The organism is Pseudomonas mucidolens (genome assembly GCF_900106045.1).
Classification (GTDB): Bacteria; Pseudomonadota; Gammaproteobacteria; order Pseudomonadales; family Pseudomonadaceae; genus Aquipseudomonas; species Aquipseudomonas mucidolens.
The window spans coordinates 2,526,716-2,545,163 of the sequence record NZ_LT629802.1 but is presented as its reverse complement, the minus strand read 5'-3'; the positions used below and the strand labels follow the sequence as shown (position 1 = coordinate 2,545,163).

The 18,448-nt window shown below is 57.7% G+C and carries 15 protein-coding genes; 7 read left to right on the top strand and 8 right to left on the bottom strand.

Annotated elements, in window-relative coordinates; all coding sequences use genetic code 11:
• Positions 1-15: 15 nt before the first annotated feature.
• The 3 genes from BLU75_RS11850 to BLU75_RS11840 all read right to left on the bottom strand — a co-directional run bounded on the left by BLU75_RS11850 (position 16) and on the right by BLU75_RS11840 (position 6,857).
• The gene (locus BLU75_RS11850; RefSeq protein WP_084381724.1) at positions 16-606 is read right to left on the bottom strand and encodes an amino acid synthesis family protein; all 591 of its coding nucleotides are present in this window, start codon (positions 604-606) and stop codon (positions 16-18) included.
• Positions 607-1,255: 649 nt separating this feature from the next.
• A complete protein-coding gene (locus tag BLU75_RS11845; RefSeq protein ID WP_084381723.1) occupies positions 1,256-1,606 on the bottom strand; it encodes a helix-turn-helix domain-containing protein in 351 nt (116 codons plus the stop codon).
• Positions 1,607-1,949: 343 nt separating this feature from the next.
• The gene (locus BLU75_RS11840) at positions 1,950-6,857 is read right to left on the bottom strand and encodes a M35 family metallopeptidase (RefSeq protein WP_231982644.1); all 4,908 of its coding nucleotides are present in this window, start codon (positions 6,855-6,857) and stop codon (positions 1,950-1,952) included.
• Between the two features lie 274 nt (positions 6,858-7,131).
• Here BLU75_RS11840 and pstS point away from each other — a divergent pair, with 274 nt between their 5' ends.
• From pstS to BLU75_RS11810, 6 genes are all read left to right on the top strand, one after another.
• Complete coding sequence (gene pstS, locus BLU75_RS11835) at positions 7,132-8,163, top strand: phosphate ABC transporter substrate-binding protein PstS (RefSeq protein WP_084381721.1); 1,032 nt, start codon at positions 7,132-7,134, stop codon at positions 8,161-8,163.
• A gap of 73 nt (positions 8,164-8,236) precedes the next feature.
• Positions 8,237-9,205, top strand: coding sequence for a phosphate ABC transporter permease subunit PstC (pstC, locus tag BLU75_RS11830; RefSeq protein ID WP_084381720.1), 969 nt, complete (start codon positions 8,237-8,239; stop codon positions 9,203-9,205).
• Entirely contained in the window at positions 9,202-10,095 is an 894-nt protein-coding gene (gene pstA / locus BLU75_RS11825) for a phosphate ABC transporter permease PstA (RefSeq protein ID WP_084381719.1), read from the top strand. The genes pstC and pstA overlap by 4 nt, the downstream gene beginning before the upstream one ends.
• A gap of 76 nt (positions 10,096-10,171) precedes the next feature.
• Positions 10,172-10,933 (top strand): phosphate ABC transporter ATP-binding protein PstB, encoded by a 762-nt coding sequence (gene pstB / locus BLU75_RS11820; RefSeq protein WP_218020870.1) that lies wholly within the window; start codon positions 10,172-10,174, stop codon positions 10,931-10,933.
• 103 nt (positions 10,934-11,036) lie between these two features.
• A complete protein-coding gene (locus BLU75_RS11815; RefSeq protein ID WP_084381717.1) occupies positions 11,037-11,738 on the top strand; it encodes a hypothetical protein in 702 nt (233 codons plus the stop codon).
• 59 nt (positions 11,739-11,797) lie between these two features.
• On the top strand, positions 11,798-12,370 hold the full coding sequence (locus tag BLU75_RS11810) for a hypothetical protein (RefSeq protein WP_090221626.1): 573 nt from the start codon (positions 11,798-11,800) through the stop codon (positions 12,368-12,370).
• Between the two features lie 28 nt (positions 12,371-12,398).
• Here the strand turns inward: BLU75_RS11810 and BLU75_RS11805 are convergent, their stop codons facing one another.
• The 4 genes from BLU75_RS11805 to tatA all read right to left on the bottom strand — a co-directional run bounded on the left by BLU75_RS11805 (position 12,399) and on the right by tatA (position 14,814).
• On the bottom strand, positions 12,399-13,349 hold the full coding sequence (locus tag BLU75_RS11805) for a DNA/RNA non-specific endonuclease (RefSeq protein ID WP_084381715.1): 951 nt from the start codon (positions 13,347-13,349) through the stop codon (positions 12,399-12,401).
• Between the two features lie 180 nt (positions 13,350-13,529).
• Complete coding sequence (gene tatC, locus BLU75_RS11800) at positions 13,530-14,294, bottom strand: twin-arginine translocase subunit TatC (protein ID WP_084381714.1); 765 nt, start codon at positions 14,292-14,294, stop codon at positions 13,530-13,532.
• Complete coding sequence (tatB, locus tag BLU75_RS11795) at positions 14,291-14,596, bottom strand: Sec-independent protein translocase protein TatB (protein WP_084381713.1); 306 nt, start codon at positions 14,594-14,596, stop codon at positions 14,291-14,293. The genes tatC and tatB overlap by 4 nt, the downstream gene beginning before the upstream one ends.
• Positions 14,596-14,814 carry a twin-arginine translocase TatA/TatE family subunit gene (tatA, locus tag BLU75_RS11790; RefSeq protein ID WP_084381712.1) on the bottom strand — a complete coding sequence of 73 codons (219 nt, stop codon included), beginning with the start codon at positions 14,812-14,814 and terminating at the stop codon, positions 14,596-14,598. Before tatA ends, tatB begins: the two co-directional genes overlap by 1 nt.
• Positions 14,815-14,975: 161 nt before the next feature.
• Here tatA and gspK point away from each other — a divergent pair, with 161 nt between their 5' ends.
• Entirely contained in the window at positions 14,976-15,941 is a 966-nt protein-coding gene (gspK, locus tag BLU75_RS11785) for a type II secretion system minor pseudopilin GspK (protein WP_084381711.1), read from the top strand.
• A gap of 281 nt (positions 15,942-16,222) precedes the next feature.
• Here gspK and BLU75_RS11780 read toward each other — a convergent pair whose 3' ends face one another.
• Positions 16,223-18,256, bottom strand: coding sequence for a PhoX family protein (locus BLU75_RS11780; RefSeq protein ID WP_090221466.1), 2,034 nt, complete (start codon positions 18,254-18,256; stop codon positions 16,223-16,225).
• Positions 18,257-18,448 lie beyond the last annotated feature (192 nt).

Here is an 18,448-nt window from a genome sequence, read left to right as displayed (position 1 = left end):
ATAACTCGCTTGGGTTTACTGGGCTTTTTCGGCGGCCAGTTCTTCCAGGTCGATATAGCGGTTACCGATCCGTGGGTGCAGGCGACCACCATCCGCGCAACCCAGCACCACGACAATCTCGTCGGCGCGCGGAGCGTCTTCGATTTGCATTTCCAGGGTGATGTAGTGCGAGCGCAGTCCTTCGTCGTCCTTGTGCATCATCGGAATCTGGATCGAGGTCCCCGGGCCGCCGCGCTTGTTGGTGAAGCTCAGGTAGCTCTTGGCCTTGACCGCTTCACGGTAGTGGTTGCCGAAACGCAGGGTATGGATGATCGCCGAGGCATGCTCGATTTCGCCATCGGCGCCCACCACGGCCGCCTTGCCGTAGGCCTCGATCTTGTCGGCGCCGCCGATGATGCTCACCAGGCGCTCGACCATCAATGCACCGAGGTCGGAGCAGTTGGCACGGATTTCCGGCTTCAGGTCTTCGACGAAACCACGACCCAGCCATGGGTTTTTCAACACAACAGCCAGGCCGACCATGCTCACCGGCGTGTCCGAGGCTTTGCCGCCTTCGATAAAGGTTTCTTCTACATAGCTGACGATTTTGCGGATTTCGAAACTCATGGCTGCTCCAACTGGATGTGAGTGGGTCTGTGTATGATGGTATACCATAATACCTTAAGTGCAAGTGTCAACAATCAGCGGAGGAGGTTTGCAGCGACAAAAGGTTAGTCGGGCCTGCATTTGCGGGCCTGACAGGAGCAGGATTTCTAGGCGGAACTGAAAGCACAGGTTTCAGTGTCTTTTATGATCCCGTTACCCGCGACCACCCCGTGCGTGTTCGATTTCGAGAAGAAGGTCGCGAGCCAGAGGGGCGTTGTAAGGTGAGTGCGGGCATTTACTTTGGTTATATTTATTCGTCCAAGAATGCTCTGTATGTTGCCGTCACTAATAAAACTAAACACGCTGACAGATGAGACGCCAGGAAGGACCGATGCAGGTCAATGCTGTTTCACCCGGTCCCACACCCCATGTCTTGATTATCGACGACAGTGTCAGCGAAGTTCGACCGTTGCTGCAGTTATTGCGGACACAACCCTGGCGCATTTCATTCGCCAGTGATCCCCACCAGGGCTATCAGCGCGCACTGACGTTGCGTCCCGAAAGGCTGCTATCCGAAAATCCGGAACCTTGGCCCGTTTGGACTGAGATGAGTTCGTCGCCGGGCTCATCGTTCGTCATAGGCATGGTGCTGAACCAATTCCCGAGAGAGTCAGTCCGCAGCATCTCGCCCCGAAGGTAGACAGAACGTTCGTGCAGGTGCTCGACGTCCTCGTAAGTCAGTTCCTGTCACGTACTTCTCCCCAGTCCCCACCGCCAGCCAGTCGGCATTAACGCTCAACAAGCGTGCGATATTTTTGAGCCGCTGTTCTGGTATACCCCTCGAAAACCAGTTGTTCAGCCGCTGCGGGCTGATCCTCACAAACAGCGCGAACTCCATCGGGGCAATCCTGCACTCCTTCAACACTACGCGCAGACGCACGCCGGAGTACTCCGCGCCAACGGCCCGAAACGTGGTTGACCTTCTTCCTGTGCCTATTTCCTTTTGTTGTTCTTGGATCATTCCTTACTCCTTATGCCGCTCCATGGCCGTTGCCAGCTTGATAACGTTTACGTCTCAGTATAAACGCACCTTTTTCTCAGCTTTCCAATGCATCACTAATGGGCGCTCATCTAGACATTCAACCCACCCACCCCATCGGATCCTTGCCAATAAACCGCCTGATCTGAGGATCATAGTACCGATACCGCGGTCTGCTTTACCGCAAACAGCAACCAGCGCACGGCATTCCGATTCTGGATCGACAATAAGCGGTAGTAGTGGACCCGTCGCTCTTCCTCTCGATTGAGCTGGCGGGGGCGCAGGCATGCCGGGGCCAGATGCCCGACTGTTACGTAGCCGGGCTTCAGGGAATCGGATCCAGTTGCCGTCCCAGTTCACAAAGGAACAGCGTCAGGGAGTCGGCGTTTCGAAGCATGACGTCAATACGCAGGTCCGATGAGCGCGGATCCAGGAATACGTCGCGAGCCTGATGCAAGGTCGTGGTGCCGGTGATTTCCAGGATTTTCCTGACGGTGTCCCTATGGTTGGGGAAAAGATCGAGACTCTTGAGTGAGTTGGTTCCCCTGTCCCAAGCCTTGAACAGGCGGGCGCGTGGCGTGGTCCACGAAAAAGCGTTGAGTTGCTGATCTTTTTGTTCATTGTATTTTTCTTGCCCGAGGTGAGTCACCGTCGAAATGAGGTCCAGGTAGGGCAGGAATGCGCCCAGGTAGACGATATCGAGCGTACCGCAGAGCAGATGGGACAGCTCATGAATGAGGGTTGCGCCTTGGGCATGAGCGTCGACATTGAAGGTGTCGGGCACGGCGGTCTTGTACCAATCCAGACCCATGTTGAAGAAATGGTGGGTGAGATAGATTCTCCCGGCCTTGCTGGAAGCAAGCACGAAGGCAACCGCATGATCGTCGATGTACCTGAGGCTGCCAATAACGATACGACTGCCGTTGCGCTGCTCCCATGATGGATCAGCCAAGGCCTGGCAGATCGGTGCAACCGCAGTGTGTATTTTTTTAACGAGATGGGCATCAATTGTCCTGACACCAAGAAAAGTCTTCAGGACGGTATCCAGTCGGGAACCTGGATGCACACCGTCTTTAACCTGTTCAAGATTATGCAGCGCGTTGATTGAGTAATACCGTGCCGTGTCCACGGCCTGCACGATCATGTTGGCGTGACCTGGGTATCTGCTGCGTATCTGCGCCATGCCCCGTGCTTCGATATTGAGCACCCCACCCGCCTGGCGATCGCTATAAACATCGTTCAACCTCGACATCACTTTGCCGTAGCGAATGGACTGCGGGGCTGGATCGAGGGTCCACCGCCCGGACTTAGGCGAATGCTTGAGCATCGGCCCCTCTCCGTGCTCATGGATGATGCGCCAACCGTGGCCGGCCTTTGCTACCTGGAAGACTTTTCCGAGCACCGGTGCGTAGCGAATGCCCGACGCACTGGCCTGGTAGGTTCCGTCGCTCGGGTGTCGTTTAAGGTTGAGCAGGCTGACCTCGATGGCTTCGAAAGCCTGCAGGTCAGTGCGCGTGGCACCGGTCAGGCTCTGCCAGTGAGTTGGATTTACCGCAGGGGGAGGCGGGGCAGCAGGGCTAACCGGATCGAGCAGGCCGAAGGTATCGTCCCGGTTGAGCCAGCCCAGGGAGACCATTTCCGCCGCGCCGGCGATGAAGTTATGCAGGCCTGCCCCCCAGTCGTGCTCCCGCAAGGCCTCGGAAGAAGCCTTGAAATCGTCATAGGCGTCTTTGAGTGTCTCGATAAAGGTCAGTTTGCCAGGCAGTTCCCGACCAAGGGCCCTGATGCCGGTACTGAACAGATGCACGACGGTTTGCCAGTCGAACTGGCGTGTCGTATCGGTCTGGGTTTTGAGCATATCTGCGAGCAAGGTGATGTTGTCATTGAACAACGTACCGAGCAGATCGGAGATCGGGTTCGAAGCCAGGGTTATCTCCGACAGATGCCCGGCAGTGGAGGCGAACAGGTTCCTGAACGTGGCTTGCTGGCTTTCGGGCAACAGGCGAATCAGCCGGTCCTGCAGCGATCCTGGCGTGTTGAAAGCCGCAATGATGCTCGCTTCATCCGCGAACTCGGTGAAGTCATGGCTTTCGTTGTAAGGGGAATACAAGACATGGGGTGCTTTTGCATCGACGCTCGACCCGATCAGGTAAAGCCCAGGCGCTGTGACGGCTTCGGCGCCTTCGGTCGTGATCAGTTCCAGTGGGCGAATGATTGCCTTGGCCGTCTCCGTTGCCAGTCGAGCGATACTGTCCGGCATATCGAGCACCTGGCTGATCAGGCTGAAGGCAGTGGGGGAAAGGTACTGTTGCAGATACCGGGCATGGGCATGTTGCAGCAGTTGCCACGGTAATTGTCGATAGAATCGGTGCTTCCTTTGCTTGATATCGACGGCGGAGCTGGACAGTTTGTCCAGCACATGTCCTCTGTAGGTGGTTGAAATATCCAATGACAACAGTATCTGCGTGATAGCGGATTCGTTGAGGTTGTCAGGGAGTTTTTGCCGGGACGTTGACGAAATCTTGAAGCCGGTCCGATGACGGGTGTCGATAGGATTCAAGGCGAAGTCGGTCAGGCTGCTTGCGGGACCTGCCAGCGCAAGCTTGGGCGCAATCAGGAGAGTGGCGGGGTCAAGGTTGGTTCCGGGGAAACGCGCCTCCAGCAGCGTTTTCAATGTTCTGGCGACATAGGTGCGTAGCGGTTCGATGCCGTCCAGGTAGTCCTTATTATCGTCCACGCTGTTTCGATATTGCTCCAGCAGTTCGATGTGCTTGTGTTGATCCTCGAGCGAGGCGGTACCGAGCCAGCCAGGAAGCGTGTGTTGCCGCCTGTTGGCGCGGGCGATATACGCAACATTCTGCAGATTGGTGGGCGCTCCCTTGCTTAACAATGCGTTCAGGCTTTGAAGAAATTCAGGTCTGGCCAGTTGCCAGTCACCAATCTTCAATGCGCGCAAATACTCGTGTTCGGCCGCAAAGTGTTCGATGAACGAACTCATCCGATCCATAAGCACATTGCCTTCGATCAGTTCAAACGCCTCGAGTTGATAGCGGGCATGGGGATTGCGTTGCGCGGGTGTGAGATTGGCCAGCAAACCGAAACGCCGCCGGGAGTCGAGCAGGTAATGATTCAACTGCTGGGTGGCATGGGCGACGGATGAAAACAACCTCAGGCCGTCGGAAGGGATCCACAGGATCACCATGCCGGAAAAAGGTGTATCCAGGCCCCCGCGCTCGGTCAGCAGGAAGCAATTGGCGGCAGAAAAGGAGGCCCTGGCGCCTTCCGATGTGCAGGTCAACTTCAATGAATACACATCCGGACGAAAGCCTTTGACGCTCGCGCGTTTTTCGCGTTCAGGGTAGTCAGGATCGAAGGCAAACACGGTTTTGATGAGGTTGTGGGCGTCCGTCGACAGTGTCCCGTTGAGCTCCCGGAGCTCAGCCTCCTCTCTGATGCCCAGGGAAAAACTACTGCATAGCTTGGAAAGCAGCTCCCTCAGTTCATTGCGCAGGGCTCTGTTGCTGGAATGCGATAACAGCCTGAACTCGGTATCGAAAGCGTCCTGGACACTGGCATAGGTCTTGAGCTTTCTCTGCAGTAAATGGACCATGAAATTGGACGGTGGCAGGTTTGCATAAAACGCAGGCCGCGTTCCCCAATGCCCCTCGGCTTTCTGGTCCAGCAGGCTGTCGTTGATCAGCGTGCGTATGTCCAGTGCCTTGTCGACCAATGCGTGGATATCGATATCGTCCTGACGGGACATTTCCAAAGCGTAACCAAGATTTTCCAGTTGTTTGGCAATGATTGCTCCAGCCAGGGACTCGGATACAGGCGGGGACACGCCCTTGCCGGAGATCTGCGGGACGTCGAAGCGTAAAAAACGGTTGCGTTCTTCAATGCTGAGGAGGCTGTATAGCGTGTGCTTTCGCTTGGCGGTGAAGGGCGAACCCAACAGAGCACTGCTGAAACCCAGATGATGCTCCACTTTCTTGAAACCGTGACTGGGGAGGTAAAGGTAGTGCTCATTTGCACTGATCATCAACGTGCCCGCCAGTTCGACACTGTGCGGTTTATACTCCCAGAGGCGCACCGTTTCGATGAACATCAACGTCTCGTCCGGGCGAGACGGCCGGAACAGGCGATGCAGTTCACGGCTTTGGGCGTCTGTCAGGTACCCTTTTTCCCGTTCGACAATGATGGTCGAACGCAGCCTGTCGCTGATGAACTGGGATAAAAAATGCCGGCGTGAAATATTGAAGAAGCTTTTGGCGTCCCAATAGGCGTCGAGACAATCGGTGAGGCGGGGGAGCAGGTTCCTGGCAGCGAGCTTCACGATGGTTTGCCAATGCAACGTATTGTTGGCCGAGTCATTGATGTCGGGGTGAAAAAACTCCACGTCACATCCGCCAGGCCAGCCCTGATGATGAAAGTAAGTCAGGATCGCGTCACTCAGTGGCATGTTTCGGCTCCACTGTTGGGTCTTTGGATCTCCTGCTGCCTTGTTTGCGTTGAGTGACACCCGGGCCTGCTTGTGATCGAAGTTGGACAACTTATCGTTCAATATCCGGTCAAGCATCGTCGCCAGCGAGGGGGCCTGGAGTAGCTCGCTCACCATGGCCCGGTCATTCAGATCCTGGGCTTTTTTCATGGACGCCAATTGCGTCTTGAAGACATCGCCATGCACCGTTCGCCGGGTCTTTTCCAGGGTGGTTGCGCCATGGAGTTCGTTGCGCTGGGAAATCGAAAGGAGGCGGAACAGGTCATCCCGTTCCAGAGGTAGCGACAACATCTCATCAAGCCTCTGGTCGACGGATTCCGGGCTGTCGAATTTCACGATGCCGCCATACGGCGTATAGAGGAATGCGGGGTGATCGCCTGGCGCGCTGATCACCAGGCAACCGGCCAGTGGGATCGAAGCCTTGCCTCCGACTTCCAGGGTAAGCGTTTCGACGGTCATTGCCGGGACCTGTACGCTGCGTAGGGCGTGGCTGGGCAGGGTGGTGTGATGCAGCCAGTCAAGGTCGGCCTGGGTCAACTCGTGGGGGGCGTTCAATTCATCCAGGCGGTGGGCTCTCAATATTTCGGGGAACAGGAGGGGCGGGTTTGCAATGTTCATCGTTGCTTCTCGATCATGACGCCTCAAGACGGTACATCCGTGAGTGAGGCGCCAGACTAGGCAACGAAAATTGACTGCAGGTGGCACATACTTGTCGAGCGCGTTGGCCGGTTGCATGGTTGACATCGTGACTGGGAAGCGGTGGTCAGCGGGCTTGGTCTCCTCACGCTGTAGCTACCTCCAACAATCACTCTGGCGCTTCAGATGCCCGCGCTAACCGATCCCTGACTCGGAGGAGGGTGTTTTTCAGTGTGGAGGAGGAGAGCGCCGGTTAGACCCTGGTGCGTGGGGCCAAGTGACCAGGTGGGAGCTGTTTACTAGGCGTTTATCATAAAAACTTCACAAAGTTACTGCAGAGTTCGGGAGCCCGCTATCACGAGGAGTCCCTTTGATGAAAAGCTTTATGAAGTCTGCTGCGCTCGCCGTCACGATTTCTTTGTGTGCCACCTCAGTCTCTTTCGCTGAAGAAAGCGTCCGACTGACAGGTTCTGGCGCCAGTTTTCCAGCACCGATTTACCTGACCTGGTTCAAGGATTTCAGTAAAAAAACCTCCGGCGTCACCGTGGACTATCAATCCAAGGGCAGCGGCGCAGGTGTACAGGACTTTCTGAACAATACCGTTGATTTCGCGGCCAGTGACTCGGCCATGAAAGACGAAGACATTGCCAAGGTCGCCGAAGGCGTGCAATTGCTGCCGATGACTGCGGGTGAAATCGTATTGGCGTATAACCTGCCGGACAGTCCCAAGGGGCTGAAACTGCCGCGTGACGTTTACTCCAATATTTTCCTGGGCAAGATCACCCACTGGAACGATCCGGGGATCGTCAAAGCCAATCCGGAGCTGAAGCTGCCCGATATGCCGATCACCGTTGTCGTGCGCGCAGACTCCAGCGGCACCACCGCGGTATTTACCAAGCACCTGTCGGCCATCAGTCCAGCGTTCGATAAGGCGCTGGGTGAGGGCAACACGGTCAATTGGCCAGCCAGCGACAAATTCATCAAATCGCCGAAGAACGATGGTGTAACGGCCACCGTACGCCAGACCCCGGGTGCCATTGGCTACATCGAGTACGGCTTCGCCAAGCTGGCCAAGGTTGATTTTGCTCAGTTGCAAAACAAAGCCGGTCATTACGTTGTACCGAACGCGGAAAGTGGTGCCGAAGCTTTGGCTGCGGTGAAAATGCCGGAGAACCTGGTGGCTTGGCTGCCTGATCCAGACGGTGCCAAGTCCTACCCGATCACTTCCTATACCTGGATGATCTTTCGTAAGCAGAACGAGAACCCGGCCAAGGCCAAGGCCATGCGTGAAATGATCGAGTACGGCCTGACCGAGGGTCAGAAAATTGCCGATTCGATGGGCTACATCCCACTGCCACAAGCAGTCATCGAGCCGGTTCGCAAAGCTTCTGCCAACATCCAGTAACGCTTGGAAGTCCTCTCTCGGCGTGTGCTGCGTGCCTCGCCGAGCGAGTTTCCCCTAGTTCCGGAACTCGCCAATGAACAAACCTTTTGTCGTGCCGGTCAATCCGGATTCTGCCTGCCAACCACCTTCCACCAAGGATTTCATGGTTGACCGCATCTTCCGTGCGTTAGCGCGTGTGGGGGTGGTTCTGGTGCTGGCGTTGGTATTTGCGCTGGTATTCGAGGTAGGCCGCAAGGCCTTTCCAGGCATGGAGAAGCACGGCCTGGATGTCGTTTTGGGCAGCGTCTGGGACGTTAACCAAGGCAAGTACGGCATTCTGCCGGCCATTTGGGGCACGCTCTACAGCGCCCTGATTGCGCTGATGATCGCCGGCTTCTTCGGCGTCAGCATGGCTATTTTCCTGACCCAGGATTTCCTGCCCGCCAAGCTTGCAGCGGTCTTTCGCACCGCCGTCGAGCTGCTCGCGGCCATCCCCAGCGTCGTTTACGGCCTGTGGGGGATCTACGTAGTGATCCCGGCGATTCGGCCCCTGACGGCGTGGTTGCACAGCGAACTCGGCTGGATTCCGTTTTTCGGCACGTCCTTGAGCGGACCAGGACTGCTACCTGCCGCGTTGGTGCTTGCCATCATGATTCTGCCGACCATTGCCGCTGTTTCACAGGATGCCCTCACGGGGGTTCCAATGAAAACCAAGCAGGCAGCCTATGGCATGGGGACCACGCACTGGGAAGCGATTCTCAAGGTGATGGTGCCATCCGCGGCCACCGGCATCTTTGGTTCGCTGGTATTGGGTCTGGGCCGGGCACTGGGTGAAACGATGGCCTTGGCCATGCTGGTAGGCAACGCGAACAATATCTCGCTTTCTTTGTTTGCCCCGGCCAATACCTTGGCGGCCTTGCTGGCGCTGAATTTCCCCGAAGCTGGGCCGAACGAGATTGAGGTGTTGATGTACGCCGCACTGGTTCTGATGTTGATCACGCTACTGGTGAACATCATCGGATCGATGATTATGGTCTATGCCCAGCGAGGCACAAAACAATGAGTGACCTCACTTCTCGTACAGGTGCCTTACCCAGCTTGCAACGCAAGTTCGAAGGCCGCGCCTTGCGCAGCCTGCTGTTGACCACACTGGTCTGGGGCGGCGCTCTGCTGGCCAGCGTACCGTTGATTTCCGTGCTCTACATGCTGATCACGCGCGGCGGTGCTCGCCTCAGCCTGGAGGTATTCACTGAACTGCCGCCGACCGGTTTCGAGACGGGCGGCGGCTTCGGCAATGCGATGGCAGGTACCTTCGTGATGGTCGGTATCGCCGCCGCAATCGCGGTGCCGGTCGGCATCATGGCGGCGATCTTCCTGGCTGAATTGGGCCCGGACAGCAAGCTGGCCAACGCCGCACGCTTTGCCGCCAAGACCCTCACGGGCCTGCCTTCGATTTTGGCCGGGGTTTTTGCCTACGCCTTGGTGGTGATGACCACCGGTACCTACTCGGCACCGGCGGGTGGTGTGGCGCTGGCCGTGCTGATGCTGCCGATCGTGGTGCTTACGGCTGAAGAGTCGATGAAGATGGTGCCCAAGATCATGAAGGACGCCGCCTACGGCATGGGCTGCACCCGTTCGCAGGTCATCTGGAAAATCGTCTTGCCCACCGGCATGCCGGCGATCCTGACCGGTGTCATGCTGGCCGTGGCGCGCGCAGCGGGCGAAACCGCACCGTTGTTGTTTACCGCGTTGTTCAGCAACTACTGGATCTACCACGAAGGCAGTCTTGAAGTGATGAATCCGACGGCGTCGCTTGCCGTGCTGATTTACAACTTTTCCGGGATGCCGTTCGACAACCAACTCGAGCTCGCATGGGCGGCCTCGCTGGTGCTGGTGATGATCGTGCTGGTCGTGAATATTGTCAGCCGTATTTTCGGCAAGCCCAAGTTCTGAGAATGGGAGCACCTGAATTTTGAACGTACTATCTGCGCAAGAAACCGCCCCGTTTGCCACTCAGGCGCCTGTGGTCATGGACTGCAAGCTGGACAAGATTTTCTATGGCAACTTCATGGCGGTACGTGACAGCCATGTGCCGATTGAAAAAAACAAGATCACCGGATTCATCGGTCCTTCCGGCTGCGGCAAGAGTACTGTGCTGCGCAGCCTGAATCGGATGAACGACCTGGTGAAAGGTTTCCGTTTCGAGGGGCATGTGCATTTTCTCGGCCAGGACGTCTATGGCAAGGGTGTTGACCCCGTGGTCGTACGCCGCTATATCGGCATGGTGTTTCAGCAGCCGAACCCGTTCTCGATGAGCATTTTCGACAACGTCGCCTTTGGCCTGCGCCTCAATCGCTACAAGGGTGATATGGGCGATCGGGTAAAGCACGCCTTGCAAGGCGCCGCGTTGTGGGATGAGGTCAAGGACAAGCTCAAGGTCAGCGGCCTGTCCCTTTCCGGCGGGCAGCAGCAACGACTGTGTATCGCCCGTGCCATCGCCACTGAACCGGAAGTTCTGTTGCTGGACGAACCGTGCTCGGCGCTTGACCCGATCGCTACCCGGCGGGTCGAGGAACTGATGGTCGAGTTGAAGAAGGACTACACCATCGCTCTGGTAACCCACAATATGCAACAGGCCATCCGTGTCGCTGATACGACGGCCTTTTTCTCGGTGGATATTTCCCAGGGCACGCGTACCGGTTATCTGGTTGAAATGGGTCCGACTACGCAGATTTTCGACAGTCCTCGCGAACAAATGACGGGGGATTACATCAGCGGGAAGTTCAGCTGATCAACAGCCGTCCGATCAACACCGCATACCGCCAAGGGCTAGACTGCCTTGGCGAGTACCCGGTCGTTTTGGCTTTTTCACACACCGCTCATCAGGATTGCCAATGTCTGTAAAGCGTCGCCTTGATTTGCCTGCGATTGAACGTGCACTGCGTAATGTGCAGAGCCGCTTTGCCGAGCTCAGCAGACACTTTACCGAGCCGCGCGATCCCTTGACCGACGAGGTGCTGCAGAATGTGCTTGAGGGCTACGCGCTGATTGACGATTATGTCGCACGTGATGTCGACCTGTTTGATCTTCAGCAAGTGAATCTGATGCTGGAGATCAATGCCACGGTGCTCTGCGGTCGAGACCCGGCGCGCCGACTGGAGTTCGCTCAACACCTTGCCGCCACGGAAGAGCACTTTTTCAACAACGTAGAGGGTGGGATCAAGGATTTATACAATTGGTACTGCGCGTACCGCAGTGAGTCGGTATGGAAGCGTGCGGCCGGTGTGTATGTCCGAATCCTCAGCAAGCCGCAATTGTTCATTGAAGGCAATAACCGCAGTGGGTCGCTCATCGTCAGCTATTTGCTTATGCGCGCGGGGCTTCCTCCATTTGTACTGACGCTGGATAATGCCGAGGGCTACTTCAATCCGTCATCGGTCATACGCAACTCCGCCAAGCATGGTGTAAAGGCATTGTACGAACTGCCCAAGATCAAGAAAAAATATGCAGCGTTCCTGGAAGAAAAGGCCCCCGATCCAATGGAATTTTTTCTGAGCGACAAACAATTACCCGTCTATCCAGGTCGCCCTCGATGAAAAAGTATCTGGCGCGCGACAACCACCGTATTGCCCGAAGTCGGGTATGGCGAGCCATCATGCGCGTTGTTCCCGTACACATGTTCAAGCGTCAGCCATTACGTATTTCGTTCGACATAGATGACACGCTGGCCTGTCAACTCCACCACTGCGCGACCGAGCAAAGCCGGCTGCCGGCATGTGTTCATCGCTGGCTGGGGGAGCCGTTGCGTAGCGGAACGCGCTCCCTGACCCGAGAGTTGCGGCGGCGGGGGTGCAGCATCTGGGTCTATACGTCGTCCGGCCGGACACCGTCCTATATCAAACGTTGGCTGATGCTCTACGGCATCCGTGTCGACGGCGTGGTCAACAGTGTTCTGCATAACCGCGCGCTGGCGGAACATGGGCTTTCGAAATCCCCCTCGAAATTTCCACCGGCATTCGATATCGACTTGCATGTCGATGATTCCGAAGGGGTGCGCAGTGAAGGCTATGATCACGGTTTTCGCGTGGTTGTGGTGCGTCCGGATGATGAACTCTGGGCGCAGAGAGTCCTCGATGCCGTCGCTGAAGTCCAGGTGCAGTTGGCCTGGCAGCAGCCGCTCAAACACAAGGCGCCAGTGCCACAGCCCGCAGAAGTTTTTTCCTCCTGACGCTTAACGGTGATCCCAAGCCCTACGGTCAAAGGCGAATGTCCTCAGGGCCCTTGATCAGCGCCTCAATCCGCGTTCCGGTAGCGCGTTCTTCGTTGCTGAACCCGTCGTAATCGGCAAGATTCCCGAAGCGAATGTTCGTCAACTGTTCAATCTGGATCACACTCCGCTGGTAGGTTCGTAGCTGGCCAAACACCAGCTCCAACTGACCCAGTTCACGAGTTTGATCAATCATGTAGGCGCTCGCGGATGGCTTGCCGTCGTCACCCAGGTAGGCGACAACTTTCCAAAAGGCGCTTGGGATTTTAACTCCACGGTACATACGATCATCGTCTGCAAACACCGGACCGGTAAATACCGTCGCTCGCGCTTTCCACCTTTGCGTGTGGTCAAGAATGTAGTCTTCCAGTTCCAGCCAGGTCTTTTGATTGAATGCGCCCATTTGCGGTGAGCAATTGGTGAAGTGGAACGTATCGAAGTTGGCGAGATGCGCTTCTTTGCCCCAGTTTGGATCTTGTCGGCGGACTAGATGGCCTCGATCCAGGCCATTGCCGACATATAAATCCTCGCCAACCTGCGCGCTGATGGGCAGGCGTCCATCGTACGACCAGCTGTCGTTCTTCCGGGGAACATCCACACCCAGGCCACCCTCGATATTGACCCCGACGTAGAACGCCAGTCGCCGAGAGCGTGACATGCTGACAGAGAAGTGCGTGTAGTCCAGACGGTCGCCTCCACCGATCAACTCCTGTACGTCATCGGCAATTGACGCATCAACCGTTGGCCAAGGAACAACCAAGCTGCCCAGGAAACCCTCAGCGTAGCCTTGCCGGTCCTCGAGGTCTGCCGCCGAGGTGACTTTTTTTGCCGCCGCTCTGGCCTCCATGATCGTCATCGTCGAATGGGCCGGTGCCAATGGTTTGAGATCGGCAAGCCGGGGGCGGTGCAAGAGGTCGATTTTGGCTTTACGTGCTGACATGGGACGTTCCTCACAGGCCTCGGATAAACACTACTGCAACACCGATTCATGACAATTGATACCCAGTATAGGAACTTATACTTGGAACCAATAAATGGATCGGTCCAGTGTTTACGCTAAGGGTGGAGGCCTTGGGTCATCGCGGTTGCAGTGAACAAGCCGAGCCGCTTCGGCGGTCTTTCAGCCGACGGCTTGCGTAGCCGACTCCTGCGTACGTGGCTTGCTGACCGACCTGCTGGCCAACAGACCCAGCTCAAACAGCAGCCACATCGGCACCGCCAGCATGGTTTGCGAGAACACGTCGGGTGGCGTCAGTATCATGCCCACTACGAAGCAGCCGACGATGACATACGGTCGGCTTTTTTGCAGGGTTTGCACGTCAGTGACACCGGCCCAGATCACCAGGAAAGTGGCGACCGGGATTTCAAAGGCCAGGCCGAACGCCAGCAGCAGCGCAAGAATGAAATCCAGGTACAGGGCGATATCGGTCATCATCTCCACGCCGTCCGGCGTGACGCTGGTAAAGAAGCCGAACATCATCGGAAACACCAGGAAAAACGCAAACGCCATGCCGGCGTAAAATAACAGCACGCTGACCGCCAGCAACCACGCGGCAATCCGTCGTTCCTGGCGATACACCGCCGGCGCGATCAACCCCCAGACCTGATGCAGCAACAACGGCATGCTGATAAACAGGGCAAGCATCATCGTCAGCTTGAGCGGCGCCAAAAAGGGTGACGTCACTCCGGTGGCGATCATGCTGGCGCCTTCGGGCAGAAACTCACGCAGCGGCTGGGAGACGAAGCTGTACAGGCGTTGGGCAAACGGAAACAGTGCGCCAAACACCAAGACAATCGCCAGGGCGCAACGCAGCAGGCGCGAGCGCAGCCGGGTCAGGTGAGTGGTCACCGACAGGCGCGGGGCAGGCAAGGGCAGATCGCTCATGAGGCTTGCCCAGATGGGGTGCTGCTCTCTGGCTGCGGCGTGGAGGGCGGGGTGACCTCCAGGCGGATACCGTCGCGCAGTTGCTGTTCCAGTTGACGCAGTGGCGGCTGATCGAGGTCCTTGAGCAGGTGTTCGTTGTCCAGCTCCTGGGTCACCTGGGCCTTGAGCATGTTCATCGCACGCTTCGCCCGGCCCAGCCACAGGCCAGCGTTGCGCGCGGCTATCGGCAGGCGCTCAGGACCCAGTACCAACAGTCCCACCAGGCCGACCAGCAGCAGTTCGCTGAAGCCGATATCGAACATCAGTGTTTGCTTTCTGCGGATCGGGTGTGGGCGAGATCCGCCTCGAGGCTGGATTTCGCAGGGTCTGGCTGCGCGTTGGGTTCACTGCCCATGGAGGAGCGAAACCCCTTGATGGCCTCGCCTACATCGGAGCCCAACCCTTTGAGGCGTCGGGTGCCAAACAGCATGACCACGATCAACAGCACGATGACCAGTTGCCAAATCCCTATACCACCCATACCGACACTCCAAGCCATTGATTTGAAATATGAGGGCGCAGTTTGCCGAGGCTTTATGACGCTGCGGTGACGATTTCGGGCAATTTGTGTGAGCCTGCCACTTGGCTGAAACATCCACTCTGTTGAATGTCGTCTGGTTCTTTAACGCAAGCGGCGTGGCAATGTTCAGAAAGCGACAGCAAGGGGCGGCATTGTTGATGGTTCTGGTGGCTCTGGCGATGCTGGCGGGCGGCATGGCCTGGATGGTCGAACAAGGACGCCAGGAGGTCGACAGCGTGCGTTTGGTCCAGCAGCGGGTGCAGGCGCGGGCGATCGAGCGGGCGGCGCTGGCCTTTACCGAACAGGCGCTGCGCGATCCGTTGTGGCGCGCGAGCCCGCTGTTCTGGCAAGCCATGCGCGGGCAACCCTTGAGTTATGACTTCAAGGGCGGCAAAGCGATTATTCGTATTCGCGACCTGCACAGCTGTTTCAACGTCAACGCGCTGATTGGCCCCGAAGCCGAGCGTGCGCAACGCCAGTTGGTGCATTTGCTGGGTGCCGACATGGCTGCCGAGCGTTTGACCCAGACCCTGGCCGACTGGCTCGACGCCGATCAGCAAACGCGCCTGCAAGGTGCAGAAAGCAATGAGTACCTGCGCCAGTCGCCACCGCGTCTGGCGGCCAATCAACTGATGCGCGACATCAGCGAGTTGAACCTGTTATCGGCCCCCGACGCCGTTCGGGCCTTGCGCTATCCGCAGTTATGCAGCCTGGCCGAAACCTCCGGCTGGCGCCTCAACGCCAATGCGCTGAGCCTGGATATGTTGCCGCTGCTGGATGCGTTGTATGAAGGCGAGGTGTCGCGCTCGTTGCTGACGCGCCTGGTCAGCGCACGACCTGCGGGCGGTTATCGCGACGCCAGCGATCTGCGCCAGGCGCTGGGAGCGCTGGATGACGCGACGTTCGAGCGTTTGAGCGAAGGTCTGCAGCTCAACGGCGACCATTTCCTGTTGCAACTGGACATTGATCTGGATGGCCAGCGGTTTCGCAGCCAGTACCAGGTCGAGGCCCTGGGCGTAGTGAAATGGCACGCCCGGGTGCCCGCACAGGGCATGCTGCTGCGCTCGCGCGAGCCGCTGCCGCTCTAGACTGCAGACAAACAAAAGCCCCGAACCAGTCGCAATGCTGTTCAGTTAAGCAAGTGAAGCGCCTGATACCGCTTGTGTGGCGAGGGGGCTTGTCCCCCGTTGGGCTACGTAGCAGCCCCAAAGGCCTACCCGATCGTCCAGTCAAACCGGGGGGCAGGTTTCAGGGCTGCTGCGCAGCCCAACGGGGGACAAGCCCCCTCGCCACAGGCGGTGTTCGGCACGCGACTTTCTTAACTGAACAGCATTACGAACCAGTCGGGGCTTTTGTTGATTACCGGGTGTTAGCCGATCGCCAGTTCACCACCATCGGTGCGCTGGATCACCACGGTGGAAGCGCGCGGGCGCACGGTACCGACGGTGACGTCGGTGGCCACGTCGGTGGACGGCCAGTTCTCCGGGTGCTGGATATTGATGAACACCGTCTTGTTGTCCGGTGTAAAGGTCACGCCGGTCACTTCCGCACCGTTTGGCCCGACGAAAAAGCGTCGCAGATCGGCCTGGTTCTGAGCGTTGACCGGCACCTGCTTGCCTTGGGCATCGACCAGATTGGTGGGAATTACCACCAGCATCTGGTCGTTGGTGTAGCTGGTGATGGTCGATTCGCCATTGTCAGTCTGGATCCACATCACACCACGGCTGTCGAAGCTCATGCCGTCCGGGCTGGCGAACTGGTTCAGCTCGGTCAGGCCGGAGCGGTTGAGGTCGGGAGTGCCGGCGGCGTTGGCGCCAAAGACGAAGATGTCCCAGGTGAAAGCCGCCTGGCTGTCGGCTTCATGCCAACGAATGATGTGACCGTGCTTGTTGTTGACGCGCGGGTTGGCGGCGTTGGCGGTGGTCCGGCTGGTGTTGTTGGTGAGCGTCAGGTAGACGTCGCCAGTGAGTGGATTGACCGATGTCCATTCCGGGCGGTCCATCGGCGTGGCGCCCACGGCGTCGGCCGCGCCACGGGTGTTGAGGATGATTCCCGGCAGGTCGGTGAACTTCGCACCCAGGGTACTGCCGTCGGTGGTGCTGCTGGCTACGTCGAGCAACAGCCAATCGCCACTGCCGTCGGCATTGAAGCGCGCTACGTAGAGCTTGCCGCTGTCCATGTACTTGGCGCCGGTCGCCAGGCGATCGCTTGGATTGGCGTCGGCCGGGTCCCACAGTGCGGTGGAGACGAACTTGTACAGGTATTCGTTTTGCGAGTCGTCACCGCTGTAGAACACCACCGGCTTGCCGGCGGAGGTCAGGCCTGGCCAGCAGCCTTCGTGGCGGAAACGACCAAGCGCGGTGCGTTTTACTGCGCGGGTCGTGGCGTCGTAGGGGTCGATCTCGACGATATAGCCATAGGTGCTGGCTTCGTTACGGTAGTCGTCAGTCGCCGTGGCGCCGGTGGGTGTCACGTCGAAACGGCTGAATTCGTCGTTCACTTCGCTCGGGTCGCCAGCGGCAGTCTCCCAGCGATAGTTGCCGTTGCCGGTGCCTACACCGATGCGTACTTGGTCTGCTGGGCGGTTCCCGCTTTTATTGACGAAAATCCCTGGCCAGTTTTCCTCGCAGGTGAGGTAAGTGCCCCACGGTGTATAGCCATTGCCGCAGTTGTTGTTGGTGCCGCGGGTCTGGGTGCCGGTCGACGAGAACTTGGTCTTGACGTGATCGGTGCCTTTCATCGGCCCCGCGAGGTCCATGACCGAGGCGGTGGTGAAGCGGCGATTCAACGGATCATTTTCGATCACCTGCCAGCGACCGCTGACTTTGGTCACGCGCATCACGCCAGCGCCGTGGGCGTTGATTTCCTTGCGCACTTCCTCGGCCGGACGAACGCCGCCGACCAGGGTCGGGCCCGCCGGGTGCAGTGCCGACGCGTCGATGTATTCGTGGTTGATCGCGAGCAGGCCATCCGTTGAGCTGCCATTGATCGGGAAGAAATGCATGCCGTCATGGTGCATGCCCACCGCGTTGGCCTGATCGGTCGACGTGTTGCTGCCGTCGCTTTTCCAGGCGGCGGCGTTGCTGTTCAGCGGCGTGCCCCAAGGTGCCAGGACGTGAGCGGTATAGCCGGCCGCTACGCTGCAGGCGTCGGTGAGAGAACCGGGGATGGAGTTGAAGCCCAGTTTCAGCGCAGGCTTGGGCGGAGTAGTCGGAGCGGGGTCGTCTGAACCGCCGCCGCTGTCAAAGCAGCCCGTCAGTCCGGTACCGGCAATCATGGCGATCGCGGCGCCGAGCCCGCCACGTACCACACTGCGTCGGCTCAGGTAGGTGGTGAGTACCGATTCCATCGGTTCGTTGAGGCTCAGGTTGCGATTCTGGTTGTCGCCAGTCTCTCGACTCATTTCATCAGGTCCTTTTTAGATCACGATTGGTTTGAAAGGAGCTGGAACTGTAAGAGGCAAGTGTGATGATTCTTTGGCGGTTTTGTTAAAAATGGATTTAAGTGGATTTCTTTTATTTCCTTTTGTTACAAGGTCCTGCATTACACGAGCGTTAAAAAACTGACATTAAACTGTCATTAATTGCCCCCCACT